Origin of the sequence: Hamadaea flava, assembly GCF_024172085.1 — a bacterium.
Lineage (GTDB): Bacteria > Actinomycetota > Actinomycetes > Mycobacteriales > Micromonosporaceae > Hamadaea > Hamadaea flava.
This window is the reverse complement of the sequence record NZ_JAMZDZ010000001.1, coordinates 2062271-2077104: the sequence shown is the minus strand read 5'-3', so window position 1 is coordinate 2077104 and position 14834 is coordinate 2062271. Positions and strand designations below refer to the sequence as shown.

The following is a 14834-nucleotide window of genomic DNA, read 5'->3' as shown; positions in this document are numbered from 1 at the left end:
CGCTAACCACCCCCGCTCAGCATCAGCGGGCCGGTAGCCCGAATCCATTCATTCGGGCCATGGCCACGCCACTGGTCCTCGATGCCCTCGAACATGCGATCTGGACCCGTGGCCGGGGCGGGGTCACTGACTTGTCCGGCCTCGTGCACCACACCGACGCCGGCAGCCAATACACATCGATTGCGTTCACTTTGCGACTGCTGGAGGCGGGCGTGGACGCCTCCGTCGGCTCACTCGGCGACGCGTACGACAACGCCCTGGCACGAGACCACGATCGGGTTGTACAAGACCGAACTGATCCACCGGCATGGGCCGTGGCGGACCCGCGACCAGGTCGAACTGGCCACCCTCGAATACGTCGACTGGTACAACCACCGCCGCACAGCGCCGCCTCGGACCTGCCACCAGCCGACTTTGAGAACCTCTACGATCCCAACCAGACCCGCCTCACCGAGGCGGCTACTCAAGCGATGTAGCCGCTAGCAAACCCGGTGCGATTCAAGCTGGCTCTGGCATGGACTCGGTGATCGACTGACATGGATCATGTTATGTGTCCATGATCGTGATGACGGCCAGCAGCGCGTTCGCCGCGTCGACGGAGAGCATGCGGCTTTGACCAGGTCGGACACGGCTTCGGTGTTGGTTGCCGGTGAGCCGGTCGGCGCGGGCGTAGGCGCCAGCCGGTCGGTGAATGCGCGAGCACGAGTGGGCCGCCGAGCTCCGGGTGCGTCTGGGCGTGGTCGATGGCGGCCGTGTGCCGTTCCAGCGGCCAACTGGTCGCCGAGGCCAGACCCTGCTGGTGCCTGCTGAAGTGCGGATTCAAGCTTCTTGCAAGTCTGGTTCAAGCCACCGGGCTCATACTTGCCGTCGTTCGCAACGCAAGGAGGAGATCTCTTGAAGCTACGAATCGTCGCTGCCGCTGTGGCGGGTGTCCTGGGAGCCAGTCTGATCGCCACGCCGTCGTACGCGGATTCCGGGTGCATGAATCTGATCTTTCACTCGCCGACCAGGACTGAAGCCCGGGGTTGCTTCTACAGCTACGGCGATCACTTCACCATCGGCGACTACCGTGCCGACGGCTACCGCGCGGTGGTCGAGTGGGAGACCGACTATGGGCGCACCGGTGAGTGCCACGACTCCAACGGCGCCGACAACGGCGATGTCGACTGCAACGAAAACCTGGCCGAGACCGGCAGCGTCAGAATAAGGACGGTCATCCGCGACGGCTCGGACGGGTGGAACAGGTACCAGACCGACTGGTCCCCCTGGATGAAGATCAGCTGATCATTTCGGGGGCAGGGTCCGGGTGGGAACGAAGCGCCGACTCCGTGCGGGTTGGGGAGGGCATCATGCCCGGCGCGCCCACACGCAAGTGACCCTCGGTTGGGGCGTCCCGCGAGGGGCGCCCCGATGTCGTCTGGCGCAGTTGGTCGCGGCATTCGTGTGGGAACGCTGAGCGCGGGGCGCAGGCGGTCACGGGCCGCCAGACGAGTGAGCCGCGCCAGCACTGCCGCGCGACGCCGAGCCTGCGCACATATGAACGAGCCGAGGCGCGGAAGCGTCGACCTCTCCGAAAACCGCAAGATTCTTCCGGACGAACGGCCTGGGACTGTGGATCTAATCTGACGGGCAACGCGACCACCCTCCATCGCAGGTCGCCAGCACCGACATCGGCAAGGACGCTGACTATCCATCCAAGCCAGAATGCTGCGAAGCGCCGCCGCTGAGCGTCGCGTCGGGACGGCCGAAGCAGGACCCCACCACGATGTCCGAAGGAGAGACGAAGCACCACTGACGTGGCACAGCCCGATCTCCAACCACCGGCACCGTTCAACCTTGGATATGTGGCGCACTCCGATGTGCGCAGCTGGGATCCGCCGCTTACCTTGTGCACAGAGTTGATCTCGCTGCGATGTGGCCAGCTACGACAGGAGCACTAGCAGGTGAATGCGACCGGCGCGGACGGCCCGACGATCGTCGTGCTGACGGGTGAAGTGGACTTCACCTCGTGGGAGCAGGCCCGCGATCAGTTGGCGGCGGTTGCCGACGGCGGTGGCTATGTGGTGGTCGACATGAGTCAGGTTCCGTTCGTGGATTCGGCTGGAATCGCCGTGCTGGTCAACGCACGGAGCCGGGCCTACGCCGCCGGGGGAACCCTGCGGTTGCGAGGTGTGCAGCCTGCCGTGCGCCGTGTGCTGCAGGTTATGGGGTTATGGGAGTTGCTCGTCGGTTAGGTCGCGTGCTGCTGCCCCGAGGACCTGCTGGGTGGCTGCCACCAATGCTGTCAGCGCGTGGCTGAGGCGGGGTGACGATGTGGCGGCGGCGCTCCTCTACTGCCCGCAGCCGGCTGCGGCGGAGAAGACGACCCTGGCCTCGGCGGGTTAGTCAGGCACGGAGCGGGCTACCGAGGCGTCCCCCGAACGAGTTCGTTAGGAATTGTGATCGAGGATCAAGGTTTGAGCGGCGATAGCGCATGGGTAGCAGCGCGCGGCTGGATGTGTACGAACCGGAGACGTGCCCGTCGGTCACTGTCCTGTGCGACCACGACCAGCGCTGTGCAGGGGACGTGGCCCATTTGCGTTCCGTGCACAGATGCCGGCTTTCAGAGACGCACCCTCTGACGCTGGCATCGGGCGGCCGCCGGTTGGCGGCGGTGGCCGCCGCAAGACCACAGGTCAGTCGCAGGCAGCGCAGGCGCATGTGGGTCGGCGCGGCGAGATTCGCGACGGTGAAGGGGCTCCAATGCGTTCGGCATCGGCCGTACCCTGAACAGGTGACCGCCCACACCTGCTGCGGCGCCGTTGGCCGCATACCCATGTCTCGCGGCGGAAGGTCCGACTTTCGTGCCTGCGAAGCCGACAACCGTTGGACCGGGCTGAAGACAAAGTCGGCGGGAGCCCCTCGCCCTGACCGCCCAGCGGACGCCCGCGAACGCGAGCTTCGGCGTCGTGAGCAACGTCTGGCGGCACGGGAGGCCGCCGCCCACGAGCGGGACCGGCTGGCGGACGAACGCGACCGCAAGGCCGACGAACGAGACCGCAGGGCCGACGAACGAGACCGGGCCCTAAGCCGCAGGGAGGAGGCCGTCGCCGAGGGGGAGCGGGCCCTGAACGAGCGCAGGATCGACACGGAACTGTTTGCCGACAGCCACAACGTGGCGAAGAAACGGACAGGGTCGAACCCGCTGTCCAGCATCCCAAAGCGCGTGTGCGCCGACTGCGCGGCCCCCAGCCCCATTGTCAGACTGCTCGCCCGGGTGGTCCACGCGATCCGGATCGTTGCCGACAGACCGTTGCTCTGCGGTACGCGCCGGCCACCGGAAACGCAAACCGCCGAGTCCATCGCCGACCGCGCCTTGTCCGCGACCGCGCGCAGCCGGCGCTCCAGCCCGGCGGCGGCTTCCCGGCTGACCCGGCCGGAGTCGTGCCACTGGCCCTGGATGTCCCGCAGCGCCGCCTGAGCGGCCTTCGGGTCGGCGTCCACGTCCAGCCCCTCCGCCTGTGAGAGCAGCTCCTGACGCCTGCCCAGGGCCACCTTCTGCTCGTCGTCGCGAGCCGAGAAGACCTCGCTGCGGCGAGTGAAGAACGCGTCCTGCGCGGCGCGGAACCTCTCCCAGAGCTCTGCTCAGCTTCCTTGGCGGCGCGGGGAGCGGCCTTCCACTCGTTCATCAGCTCCTTGAGCCGGGCCGCGGTCGCGTTCCACTCGGTCGAGTCCGACAGCTTCTCAGCCTCGGCGACCAGCTCCTCCTTGCCACCCTGCGCCTGCTTGCGCTGGGCGTCGAGGCTGGCGAAGTGGGCGCCCCGGCGGCGGGTGAAGCCGTCGCGGGCGGCCGCGAACCGCTTCCACAGCTCACCGTCGGCCTTCTTGTCGATCCCCCGGATGCCCGCATCCGCGCCAGAGGCGGGCTATTTTCGGGGCGCCGATCCAGATCTCCTCGGCCCAAACTTCCTAAACAACCTCGCCGCGGTTGACCCACCCGCCCCGGGTCGCCAGGTCGTGTTGGAGCCGGTCCTGCAGGACACAGCCGCCGTCGGGCCGGTGTGGTCGTTCGCAGGTGCACTCCCACCAGCCTTCCCGCAAGGCTTCGAGGGTCATGCCGATCACCTTCCGCGCCACGACGACGGTGAGCCCGCCGATCTGCACCGGCTGCCCTTTGGCCTCGTACATCGGCACCGCGACCTGCACCGTCGAATCGGCGGCGTCCTTGGCCACGATTCGCGGGTCGATGTGCTCGCGCCGGTCGGCGTTGCGTGCCGCGAGCATGCCGCACACCCCGAACGCGGCCAGCACCAGCAACCCGTCACGCTGTTCGACTGTCACGGGTGTGGTGTCGTGTGCGATCATCGTGACCCGCTCGGCCACGAGCCGCTCCACATGGTCCCCACCCAGCAGATCCCCGCCCTGCTCGCTGACCGCCTCCCGCAGCACAGCAGCCAGCTCGCGGACCCGTTTGGTGGTGTGCAGTTCGGCCACGTCTGACACGCTAACCGCACCCGCACACCACCAGGTCCGCCGCTGCCCGAATCCATCCCATCGGACTACCAGCGAGCAAAGTCCTCTACGCCTGGGAGGCGCCGCCGGATCGCATGCGCAGCTTCGCATGCCGCAAGATCAGCGCGGCTGTCTTCGCGACCTCGGCGTGCGCCGTCTCGGGAAACACGTGTTGATAGATGTCCACCGTGGTCACCACCGACGAATGCCCGGCCCGCTGCGACGTCAGCTTCAACGGCACACCGGCCGCCCCGTCGATACTGACCGAGCCATGCCGGATGTCATGCAGCCGCACCGGCGGCAGCCCCAGATCGGCGCAGCGACGCTGGAACTCGCGGGTGAGCCAGTCCGGGCGCACAGGGTTGCCGTCCACCCGGGTGAACAACGGATCCAGCACATCCAGCTTCCCGCCACGGAGACGAGCCTGTTCCCGCCGGTACTGGCGGAAGATCTTCACCGAAGTCTCATCCAAGGCAAGGGTGCGACGCCCGGCCTCGGACTTCGGCGGCCCCAGAAGAGTCTGGCCGTCGATGACGATCATCTGCTCCCGGACGGTCAACTCCCGTCCGACCAGGTCGAGGTCCTGCCACCGCAACCCGGCCAGCTCACCCCGGCGCAAACCATGCAAGGCGACCAGCCACCACAACGCGAACAGCCGATCATCCTGCACCGCTTCGAGAAACCGGCCCAGATGCGGCAGATCCCAGCACGCCACCCGCGGCCGCACACCATGTAGCCGCCACTCACGCTCCCGCGCCGGCGTCCACACCACTGGATACGCTCGGACACCGTTCGGGGTCTTGATCCGCCATGCCGCGTTGAACCCGACCAACCCAGTGCGACGCGCGTGGCTCAACGCGCTGCGCAACACCGCCCGGATCCCATGCACCGTGCTGGCGGCGATCAACCTGCCGTTGCGGGTGTGCCGCGATGCGATCCGATCCAGGGCCCGCTGCACCTTCTTCGTGCGCAGCTTGGACACCCGGATGTGCCCCAGTTCGGGGATCAGGTAGCCGTCGACCACGCGCCGGTAGCCGGCCAGGGTCGACGCCCGAACCGCCTCGTGACGTTCGATGTCGGCCAGCCAGAACCGCAGCCACCGGCCCACCGTCCACGTCCGCGCCACGGCCTCAGCGCTGGGCAACGACTGCAACTGCGCCATGGCCCTTCGGGCGTCGGGTTCGGTGGCGAACCCGCCCTTGCGGATCCGGGTACGCCGGCCGTCCACGCCGTCGACCTGGACCGCGAAGTACCAGCGGCCATGCGATACGTGCTCGAGCCCCGGGCAGCTGAAGCCCAGTTGCTTGCCGTCCTCGCCGCGGCAGCCGCAGCGCCGGTAGACGACACCCGGCTGATCTTGTTGTTGTGCGAGCTTCGTTCCCGTGGGGGATCGAGTCACCGTCTTTTCCTTAACTAACAGGAGCGGACACTCAATCCGAGGGCTCGAGGTTCGAGCACCCTGGGGTGCACCAAGCCTGATCGGCTGATCTCATGCGTTCGGCCCGGTATGGCTGCTTGACGTGGCGAAACCGGAACGGACGGTGAGTCTGAAGGTGTGACTCACATGTGACTCACACGAGTCAACGCATTTAAGCTGGCCATTCGACTTTCGACGAATGGCCAGCTAGGCTGTGGTGCGCCGCCAGGGACTCGAACCCCGAACCCGCGGATTAAGAGGGCGCAAGCTCCGCCCTGCGGCTGTCAAGAGCCGCTCTTCGAGGCACTACGGTCGCCGCACTCTTCTGTCAACACGGCCGCCGTGACCTGGGATTTCGTCACCGGATCGGCGTACGCGGCGGCTCGGTACTAGCCGAGGGTTGAGAGGACTGGGTCGGCGAGCCTGTCGCCTCGTGCCACCGCGTACCTTCCCCGTACATCGCATACGAGCACACGGGGAGCACACACGTCCGGGGAGATTGCTATCGCGTGTTAGGGCTGCGCGGCGCAGGTCGGTACGCACATGGACTGTCAGCCGCGAGCCGTAAAATTCGCCTTGTTGGAATGCCGACCGTGTGGGATGCGACATGGATCTTTATGAGTACTTGGGACGACCGTATCGCGCTGCCGGGTCCGATGATGACGATGACCGGCCGCGTCCGGTGACGACAGAAACAAGGGAGATCGAGACGACAGACGAATCCGGGTTGGTGCCTGCGCTCGGTCGCCTCGCGCCATGACGGACGGCGCGGTTCTCCTTGTCGGTGATCTGGCCGACCCTCACATGCGGGCTGTGGCAGATCTGATTCCTTCGAGGCGGCGGATCGTGTTGGACGCCGCGACGTTGGAGCCGGCGCTTGCGCGGATGACGCCGGAGCAGATCGTGGTCCGGTCTGTAGAAGGTCGCCTGTTCGCGCTGCCAGATTCGCAGGCGCGCGGTTGGATTCGGCGGCTAGCGCCGGCCGGTTGGGACCAAGGAGTGCCGTTAGGTAGCCATCGGGCCGCAGTGCTGGCTTCGCGCATCACCTTGCTCGCCGCAATTTTGCGAGAGCCGTCCGTATCATGGCTGACTCCGGTTGATCGTCTCTACGCCGCTGAGAACAAGATGGTGCAATACCGTGCTGCGTCGGCGGCTGGCTTCCGGGTTCCGGCGACGATGATTGCGTTGGATCTCGAGGAACTCGCGGGGACGCTCGGCGAGCCGTTTGTGCTCAAGCCGTTGGGGCCCGGGAACTTCGAAGCGGATGACCGTCAGCATGTTGTCTATGTCAAGCCGCAGTGCGCGGCCGACCTCGAAGGTGTTGATCTGACCTCGGCGCCCTTCCTTGCCCAGTCTCTGATCGTGGCCAGACGTCACCTTCGAGTAGTGACGGTTCGTGACGAGGCTTGGGTGGCGGAGTTGGCTGCCGCTGATCTTCCGCTGGACTGGCGTTCGCACCCGCCGGCGCACAGTGCATTCCAAGCAGGGAAGCGACCTGAGGTGCAGGCGGCGGCCATCCGGCTCGCTGCTGATCTCGGCGTCGGCTTCAGCGCGCAGGATTGGGTGATGGACGACGACGGGCCGGTCTTCCTCGACCTGAACCCTGGCGGGCAATGGCTGTTCTTGCCTGAGGAAGTGTCCGGGCCAGCGACCCGGGTGCTGGCGGACTGGCTCTTGGCCGCCGAATGAAGGTCGTGACCGGACGCTTCGCTGAGCTTCGCGGCTACCTGCAGTTCGCGATTTCCCCGTTCTGGCCGGGGATGGAAGTTCCCCTGTTCGAGGCTCCCAAGCCGTTCAAGTGGAAAATCGACCGTGACCTGCAGGCCGACGACATAGCGGTGATCGTTGAGGAAGGCCGCCGACAGGTCGACCGCCAGTACGCCGATCTGGAGAAGGTCCGCGGCCGTGCGGGAGGCCTGCTGACATTGTGTTTGGCGGAACTCGCCGCGCTGTCCGCGGGAGCAAACCGTCTGTTCACGCACGCCAATCCCTGGCTGATCACAGCTTGGGCGTTAAGCGTCGTCTTCGTGCTCCTATCGATGGGCGGGGCGATAGCCCTCATGACGGCGAAGGCGAACTTCACACGGATCGACACCGCTGGCCTGGCGTTGGTCCGTCACCCGATCCGGCGTGTGGCGGCGACTAGCTACGCGCAAATAGTCGGGCTCGGCGAGCAGACAGTCGCGGCTCGGATAACAGTGCTGCGCGATGGCGTCTTGCTGGCGATCGTCGCCGCAATCCTGTACGCCGCGGTGTGGCCGGTGATCACGCTCGGTGCCAGCAACGGACAGAACCCGGGCCCGGCGACCAGTTCGACCGCGCCGAGTTCGCCAGCGCCTACGATTACTCCCAGTCAGTCGATCAGCGGAGGCACACTATGCCTGACCTGTACACCGTCCTCGGCGCCGTCATCCTCGACGACAAGGAGGACGAGCGTCCCCAGCCCACCACTGTCCTCACCGCCTCCGTAGAGACCATCGACAATGACTTCGTCGGTGCACTCGCGCAGGCGATCACCGTCTGAAACGGAGTAGCTTCGGCCTCCGGGTGAGCCCCTTACGGCGTCGGGCTCGCCCGTCCCCGCCGTCAGCGAAGAATCCACAGCTAGATCAACCGCGCATGGTCTCGCGCTGCCCGTGCACGGACCTCGGCTCTGAAAGACGCGTCAGCCGCATCGAAGTCATAATCGTCGTCGTCGGCCACTCCGTCGCTGTCTGGGACGAAACCTTCGCGATACATTTCGAGGCAGCCGCCGATGCCGGCGATCAGATCCTCGAGCAGATCCCGAGCAGGCCTTCTCGGATCCAGCGGCGTCAGCCGGACCGCGAACTCGTTAGCGGGTTCGGCCGCGTCGTAGCCATGGCGGCGTAGCTGGCTTCGCGTTTGTGCAATGCGGCTTTGCAGGTCCTCGGCGTCGGCGACGATCCCGTCGGCGACGAGGATTGCCTGACGTATCAGGCTCAACACCGCCTGCAGACGGCTATGTCCGGCGGCCATCAGCTGCAACACCGTCGTCGGCGTCTCGTGCGCCAACGTTGCGATGTTGTCTGACTCTTCGACGATCCGTGTGAACGGGTACGGAGTGCCTTGCGCCGCGACCTCCGCCGCTGCCCGCAGCCAATGCGCTGCGGCGACAGCCGCCGAGGTTGGGTCGAAGCCGCTGAACAGGTCGACGCTGCCGAGCGGATCCTCCGCTAGGAGGGCGTCGGCCGCCATTACTTGCACCGGCGACGCGTCCGCCCGGGTGAGAAGGACCGCTTGGGCGGCCCGTCCGGTCAGGTCGCCGAGTTCGGCGTGCTCGACGGCTGCGAGTTCGCGCTCAACCTCGGCCACGACCACAGCGGAGAAGTCGGGCGAATCGATCGCGTGCAGGGCGCGGCCGACCCGGTGTGACAGTTCGACCACCGGATCGTACGAGACAATCAACGCACCGTCCTCGTCGGGCAGATGAGGGTTGCGGATCGAGGCGGTGACTGAGCCGAAACCGGCACGGGTGCCGGCGCGACGCCAGCCCTCTGTGTTGACTTCCTGGCTAACAGCTGCGCTAGCAGGGTCGGTGTAGCAGTGCCACAACTGCTCCGAGAGCATGGTCAGGTTCATCAGCAAGGAGTCCAGGTCGCCCGGCCTTGCCCCGGCTGGGAGGACCGTCAGTGCGCGGCACCGCTCACCGCGTCCCGTTCCCCACGATGCGACCAACTCGCCTCGCTGCTCATCCAGCGCGTACCGCGTCATGAGACGGACCTCCTGCCGAGAGTTTCCATCCTGCACCGCGGCACTGTCCGCACGTCAAGTGACGCCAGAGGCTCTCCTCGTTGTGGTGAAGACCGACGTCCGGTACGGCTTTGGCCGCCCGCCAGACTAAATCGACCAGGTCTCCGCAGCTGTGTGAGATGCGTCTGGATGTCGTCTCGTCCCGGTCCACGATCCGTGTCGCCGAGAGGGTTGAGCGATTTGCGCGCGCGGCTGCAGGCTACGGGGCTCTTGTCGCACAAGGAGTGCGTCAGATGGCTGCGCGGCGACCTAGCCTTCCGTCGTACCCCCATCCGATGGATAGTGGGAATTACTGGAAAACACTGGAAGTGTGGTACTGTCCTCGGCGTGGCCGACGTGACGATGGACGAACTCGAGGAGAAGATCTCGAAACTTCGAGGTCAGATCCGCCGCGCCATCAGCGATGGCGATCGGGTCAAGGCCGCAAGTTTGCGGGCTGAGCTCCGTGAAGCGGAAAACCGGTGGGATGCTGCGCTTCAGGAAGCAGACGCCGCTACCTCCACCGCGGTCGTGCCTGAGCTGCCGTCGGTCGCGTCGCTGCTGCCAATGCGCGAGCAGGTGCACCAGGTGCTCACACTGATCGGCGTGCCCGCGGCGCCGAAATTGATCGTCGCCGTGCACGAGGCGTTCTCATCGGGTGAGCTGGTGAGCGCCAAGTTGACAAGCCTACGACGAGACGAGGAACGCTCGTTTCGTTCGGCACCTCATGCTCGCCCGTACTACCTGTGCAGCGCCTTGTCGGTGGACCAGCTCGTCGCAGTTCGAGGGTTGCTTGCCGTATCCACCTGGCCGCTGGACCGAAGAATGATCGGGTCGCTGTCGCCGAGAGTCGACTTCCTCTATGCGGCCATCCGGCTCGCCGAGCACGTCGAGCGGACAGGCGACCCTGGCCCGCAGGCGAGCCGGCTGTTGTGGCGCTTCGCCACGAACATCCCCGGCGCGGGCGGCCCGTTCGACGCCGGCGACCCGAAGAGGATCATCGCAGCCGCGCAGTCGGAGCTGGGAGTTCACGACGAAGCCGACCGTATTCAACGCCGTGAAGCCGCTGAGAGGGCACGTCGACTCGACGACGTGCAACAACTGTTCGGCGCCGAACGCCTGCGTTTGGTGACCCGAAGCACCGCCACCCGCTAGGGACAACGATCGGCGGCCCGGTTCCCGCGAAGGCCGGACCCGTCTACGAAGGACAACGATGACTGTCGTTGAGCACCGCCTGACCGTGATCCGTGGCGCGGCCCCGCGAAGGCCCCACAACGCCCGGACCCTTGCCGCGCTCGCCGCGAATCCCGGCTGCCGGCGCCGTGCCCTCATGGACGCTGCTGGCGTCGACAAGGGCGCCGTCGCCAGCCGGCTGGGCATGCCGGTTTCGATCGGGCAGATGTCGAGCATCGCCCTGGCCCGCGGCATGAGCTTCGAAGCCCAGGTCAAGGCTGAGGGGGGTGCCGAGCTGCTGCGCCTGCTGCGCGAACACATAGGCCTGCCAATCGCGCAGGCGCATTACCACGACCTCAATCCCGCAGACGAGGACGACCGCATCACCAGCCGACTTCGGCGATCGCAGCACGCCCTCCAGGAAGCAGCCACGGCCGACGGCGCAGTCGGTACAATGTTCGACCATCCAATCTTGCAACTGAAGGTCAACGGGCTGGCAGTCTTCATCGAGCCGGACTTGGTCGCCTTCAAGTTCGGCGACCGGCTGCGGGTCGTGGAAATCAAGTCGTTCCCGATCGTCGACGGCACGGCGGACCCGGGCAAGGTCGCTGCCGCGGCGCAGCAGTCGGCCGTCTATGTCATGGCGTTGCAGGAGATGCTGCGCGGCTCTGGCCTTTCGGGTGATCTGGTGTCGCACGACGTGATCCTGGTGTGCCCCAAGGATTTCACGAACCAACCGGTGGCGGTCGTTATCGACGTGCGTAAGCAGTTGGCTTCGTTGCGCCGTCAGCTGATCCGGATGGAATCGATTGAGAGCCTGCTGAACCTGCTTCCGGAGGCGCTCACGTTCGACCTGCGCGAGCACGACGGTCAGGCGACTCGCGACCCGGAGGACTTGGCCAACGCGGTTGCGCAGGTGAGCGCCCGCTACTCGCCGGAATGCCTGGGCAGCTGCGAACTGGCTGGCGTGTGCCGGGCGGAGGCGGCCCGCACGGTGCCTGTGCTGGGCCGAACGGTACGCGAGGACCTCGGCGGCATCGACTCGATCACCGAGGCCGTCGAGCTGGCCACCGGCCGACGTGTTCCCGGTCAGGAGCAGCGTCAGGCCGCGGCCATCCTGCAGGCCGCGTATCGGATGCGCCAGCAGGCACTGGAGGCGGTCAGATGAGCGTCATGACGTCGCTGGCCCGAGTGCTGGCCGCTGAACAAGGCCGGCCCCAGCAGATCACTGTTTACCGGCACCTTCCCATCTCGGCGCAGCCGATCGTGATCGTGCCGATCACCCTCGCAGGCGAGACCAACGCTCCGCTAGCGGTGATGGTCGGCCAGGACCGCCAGCGGCCTGAGGTGATCGTGACCCGTCAGCCGCGCGAACGCAGCGAGCGACTTCGGTTTGCCGAACGGCTCGCGTCGGTACTGCTGCTGCCGATCCAATCGATGGCCGACGACAAGGAGCGTTTCGACCGCGGTAAAGGACCGATCGAGCGGGCCCGGCAGGCGCCGCAGATCTGGGTGCCCAACCCGGGCGGCGTGAACTACGTTCGCCTGCTGGGCCGGATGACCCGGTTCCGGCATACCGACGGCCCCTGGGCAGTCGCGCCATCGGTCCGGCGGCTCGGCTTGTGGTTGACATGGTTTGGCGAGCAGGCCGAGTTCGCCGACACATCAGTGCTTGTTTCGACTACGAGTGCTCTCGGCGCAATGTGGGCGACCGGCCAGAGCGCAGTCGAGGACGGCAACCTCGCGGCAATCATGGCATGGCTGGCGCCGCCGAACGGACTGTCGTTGATCGACGCAATGCGCCGGGCGGAGGATCCGGCCAGGTGCCCGCCAGCCGGCCCTGCCACAGATCCAACGTTCGACCGCCTGTTTCTGGAACCGACGCTGAAAGCGCTGTCGGCTACGACCACCGAGCTGACCCGACGGCAGGTATTCGCCCGCCTCACCACCCTTCTGGTTGAGCAGATGAGGCCGACCTGGGACCTGATGTGGCAGGCCATCGACCTGCTACGGCAGATGCCTGCCGCGCCAGGCGTGGCCCAGCGGTGGGAAACGCAGCGCGACGAGTTCACCTGGTACGACAACCAGCTCCGAACCGTGGGCCTTCCCCAGCCCAAGCGGGACAACGCAGTCCGCAGCGCCCGGCGGCTGGGGGACATGGAGCGCAGGCTGGCGGCGTACGACGCCCAACGCGCCTATGACGACCCACTGGTGATGGCCGACTTCCGGCTGGAGGGCGAAGCATTCTCAGGTCGAGTGGTCTCCGCCGAGCCACACCGTCGGGTGCCCGCTGCGCGCGGAACCAAACTGCGCCCACTGGTAACCGTGTTCACCGAGGACCCGATCCGGCTGGAGGACCGCCAGTCGGTATACGACCCGAGCCGCAATGGACAGCAAGCCATCATCATCGGCATTGACCGCGTCGGCGACGGCTGGGAAGTCACCATCGAGCTGCAGAACAAGATGGGCCGCGGCCGCACGCCCGAACCGGGTACCGTCCCGCAGCCCGGTGACGACGTCTTGTACAGCGCACTGGCACCACAGTTCGCCGGCCGCGGCCAGAACTGGCCGGCACCGGATCAGACGCCCTGGACTCATGGCGGCCCGCCCCTGACATACCGACCGGCTACCGAGGACGCGGTGGAGGACTGGTCATGACAACCCCACGGGACCTCGCCGAAGCCGCCACCACGGCGATCATCCGCGACTTCACGACGACAATACGTCGCGGGGTGGTGGTGGACTCGCCACCCGGCGCGGGCAAGTCGACGCTGGTCGTACGGGTCGCAGCCGAGATCGCCGCCGCCGGCGAGCCGATCATGGTCGTCGCGCAAACCAACGCGCAGGTCGACGATCTTGTCAATAAGATCGCCCGACAGCTGCCTGGGCACGCTATCGGCCGACTCAGCGGCGAGGACTACACGCCGACGCCGCCCGTTCAGCTGCCCAACGTCACCGTCAGCAATCGCCTTAACGATCTGAGCAGATGCCAGGTCGTGGTGGGCACCGCAGCCAAGTGGAGCCGATGCGAGAGCCCCACACAGTGGCCGTGGGCAATCGTCGACGAGGCATATCAAATGCGTTCGGACATGCTGCTGCTCATCGCGCCGTTGTTCGAGCGGATGCTGTTCGTCGGCGACCCGGGCCAGCTCGACCCGTTCTCGACCGTCGACGGTGAACGCTGGGCCGGACTGGCATGGGATCCGATGCAGAGCGCGGTCGCGGTCCTGCTGCGCAACAACCCCGATATTCAGCCGCACCGGCTGCCGCTGTCGTGGCGTTTGCCGCCGAGCGCCACGCCCGTCGTCCAACGAGCGTTCTACCCGTTCTCGCCGTTCGGCCCCGGAACCGATCCGGCCACCCGCGGCCTGTCGATGCCGGTCCCCGGGATCCGCCGGACGGCCGCCGACGAGGTGATCAGCCTAGCCGCACGGACCGGCTGGGGCTTCTACGAACTGCCGCACCGCAACACCGTGCGCACCGACGAAGAAGCCGTCGCCGCCACCGCCGACATCGCGGTCCGGCTCCTGCAACGCGGGACGGAGACGTTCTGCGAGGACGCCCCGAACGGACGGCGCCTGGCCCCCGGGCGCATCGCGATCGGCGCGGTGCACCGTGCCCAGGTGGCCGCAATCAACCAGCAGCTACGCGGCCTAGGCGATATCGCCACTGGGATCCGAGTGGACACCGCCAACCGGCTGCAGGGCGCGGAGTTCGACATCACGGTCGTCCTGCACCCGCTGTCCGGTCGCATCGACGCCACCGCGTTCCACCTGGAATCCGGCAGGCTGTGCGTGCTGGCATCGCGACACCGGCACGCCTGCATCGTCGTCGGCCGCAGGGGGATCCCCGAGCTTCTGGACGCCCACCCTTCGACCGAACCCATGCACCTCAACGCGTTAATCAAGTTCCCCGACGGGTGGGAGGCCAACCAGGCGGTCTTGGCCCACCTCGCTGAACACCGCGTACCCGCCACACCCTAACCGCCTGCAGCTTCCCCCAC

The 14834-nt window shown here is 66.7% G+C and carries 11 protein-coding genes and 2 pseudogenes; 9 read left to right on the top strand and 4 right to left on the bottom strand.

Going from position 1 to position 14834, the window contains the following annotated elements:
* Positions 1–56: 56 nt before the first annotated feature.
* The 3 genes and pseudogenes from HDA40_RS09765 to HDA40_RS09755 all read left to right on the top strand — a co-directional run.
* Positions 57–483, top strand: a pseudogene (locus HDA40_RS09765) (integrase core domain-containing protein); the annotation flags it as partial.
* 498 nt (positions 484–981) lie between these two features.
* Entirely contained in the window at positions 982–1284 is a 303-nt protein-coding gene (locus tag HDA40_RS09760) for a hypothetical protein (RefSeq protein WP_253754174.1), read from the top strand.
* A 659-nt stretch (positions 1285–1943) separates the two neighbouring features.
* Positions 1944–2234 carry an STAS domain-containing protein gene (locus tag HDA40_RS09755; protein WP_253754171.1) on the top strand — a complete coding sequence of 97 codons (291 nt, stop codon included), beginning with the start codon at positions 1944–1946 and terminating at the stop codon, positions 2232–2234.
* 1041 nt (positions 2235–3275) lie between these two features.
* Here HDA40_RS09755 and HDA40_RS09750 read toward each other — a convergent pair.
* The 3 genes and pseudogenes from HDA40_RS09750 to HDA40_RS09740 form a co-directional block, all read right to left on the bottom strand.
* Positions 3276–3881, bottom strand: a pseudogene (locus HDA40_RS09750) (DUF349 domain-containing protein); the annotation flags it as partial.
* 67 nt (positions 3882–3948) lie between these two features.
* Entirely contained in the window at positions 3949–4473 is a 525-nt protein-coding gene (locus HDA40_RS09745; RefSeq protein WP_253754168.1) for a hypothetical protein, read from the bottom strand.
* An 85-nt stretch (positions 4474–4558) separates the two neighbouring features.
* Entirely contained in the window at positions 4559–5890 is a 1332-nt protein-coding gene (locus HDA40_RS09740; protein WP_253754166.1) for a site-specific integrase, read from the bottom strand.
* A 774-nt stretch (positions 5891–6664) separates the two neighbouring features.
* On the opposite strand from HDA40_RS09740, the gene HDA40_RS09735 reads away from it, so the two are divergent.
* Together HDA40_RS09735 and HDA40_RS09730 are read left to right on the top strand one after the other, a co-directional pair.
* On the top strand, positions 6665–7597 hold the full coding sequence (locus HDA40_RS09735) for an MvdC/MvdD family ATP grasp protein (RefSeq protein WP_253754164.1): 933 nt from the start codon (positions 6665–6667) through the stop codon (positions 7595–7597).
* Complete coding sequence (locus HDA40_RS09730) at positions 7594–8379, top strand: hypothetical protein (protein ID WP_253754161.1); 786 nt, start codon at positions 7594–7596, stop codon at positions 8377–8379. Before HDA40_RS09735 ends, HDA40_RS09730 begins: the two co-directional genes overlap by 4 nt.
* Before the next feature lie 133 nt (positions 8380–8512).
* Here the strand turns inward: HDA40_RS09730 and HDA40_RS09725 are convergent, their stop codons facing one another.
* Positions 8513–9640: a hypothetical protein gene (locus HDA40_RS09725; protein ID WP_253754158.1), complete on the bottom strand. Its 1128-nt coding sequence runs from the start codon at positions 9638–9640 to the stop codon at positions 8513–8515.
* A 366-nt stretch (positions 9641–10006) separates the two neighbouring features.
* Between HDA40_RS09725 and HDA40_RS09720 the strand changes: the two genes are divergently transcribed.
* From HDA40_RS09720 to HDA40_RS09705, 4 genes are read left to right on the top strand one after another with little or no spacing between them, the layout of a single operon-like run.
* The gene (locus HDA40_RS09720) at positions 10007–10813 is read left to right on the top strand and encodes a hypothetical protein (protein WP_253754155.1); all 807 of its coding nucleotides are present in this window, start codon (positions 10007–10009) and stop codon (positions 10811–10813) included.
* 58 nt (positions 10814–10871) lie between these two features.
* The gene (locus HDA40_RS09715; RefSeq protein WP_253754153.1) at positions 10872–11999 is read left to right on the top strand and encodes a hypothetical protein; all 1128 of its coding nucleotides are present in this window, start codon (positions 10872–10874) and stop codon (positions 11997–11999) included.
* The gene (locus tag HDA40_RS09710; RefSeq protein ID WP_253754150.1) at positions 11996–13489 is read left to right on the top strand and encodes a hypothetical protein; all 1494 of its coding nucleotides are present in this window, start codon (positions 11996–11998) and stop codon (positions 13487–13489) included. Before HDA40_RS09715 ends, HDA40_RS09710 begins: the two co-directional genes overlap by 4 nt.
* Positions 13486–14814 carry an AAA domain-containing protein gene (locus tag HDA40_RS09705; protein ID WP_253754147.1) on the top strand — a complete coding sequence of 443 codons (1329 nt, stop codon included), beginning with the start codon at positions 13486–13488 and terminating at the stop codon, positions 14812–14814. Before HDA40_RS09710 ends, HDA40_RS09705 begins: the two co-directional genes overlap by 4 nt.
* The last annotated feature ends 20 nt before the right edge of the window (positions 14815–14834 follow it).

Bases quoted from the DNA above. Each gene is read 5' to 3' on its own strand.
- HDA40_RS09760 (WP_253754174.1), top strand. From the start codon at position 982: ATGAATCTGATCTTTCACTCGCCGACCAGGACTGAAGCCCGGGGTTGC.
- HDA40_RS09735 (WP_253754164.1), top strand. From the start codon at position 6,665: ATGACGGACGGCGCGGTTCTCCTTGTCGGTGATCTGGCCGACCCTCAC.
- HDA40_RS09730 (WP_253754161.1), top strand. From the start codon at position 7,594: ATGAAGGTCGTGACCGGACGCTTCGCTGAGCTTCGCGGCTACCTGCAG.
- HDA40_RS09725 (WP_253754158.1), bottom strand. From the start codon at position 9,640: ATGACGCGGTACGCGCTGGATGAGCAGCGAGGCGAGTTGGTCGCATCG.
- HDA40_RS09715 (WP_253754153.1), top strand. From the start codon at position 10,872: ATGACTGTCGTTGAGCACCGCCTGACCGTGATCCGTGGCGCGGCCCCG.
- HDA40_RS09710 (WP_253754150.1), top strand. From the start codon at position 11,996: ATGAGCGTCATGACGTCGCTGGCCCGAGTGCTGGCCGCTGAACAAGGC.
- HDA40_RS09705 (WP_253754147.1), top strand. From the start codon at position 13,486: ATGACAACCCCACGGGACCTCGCCGAAGCCGCCACCACGGCGATCATC.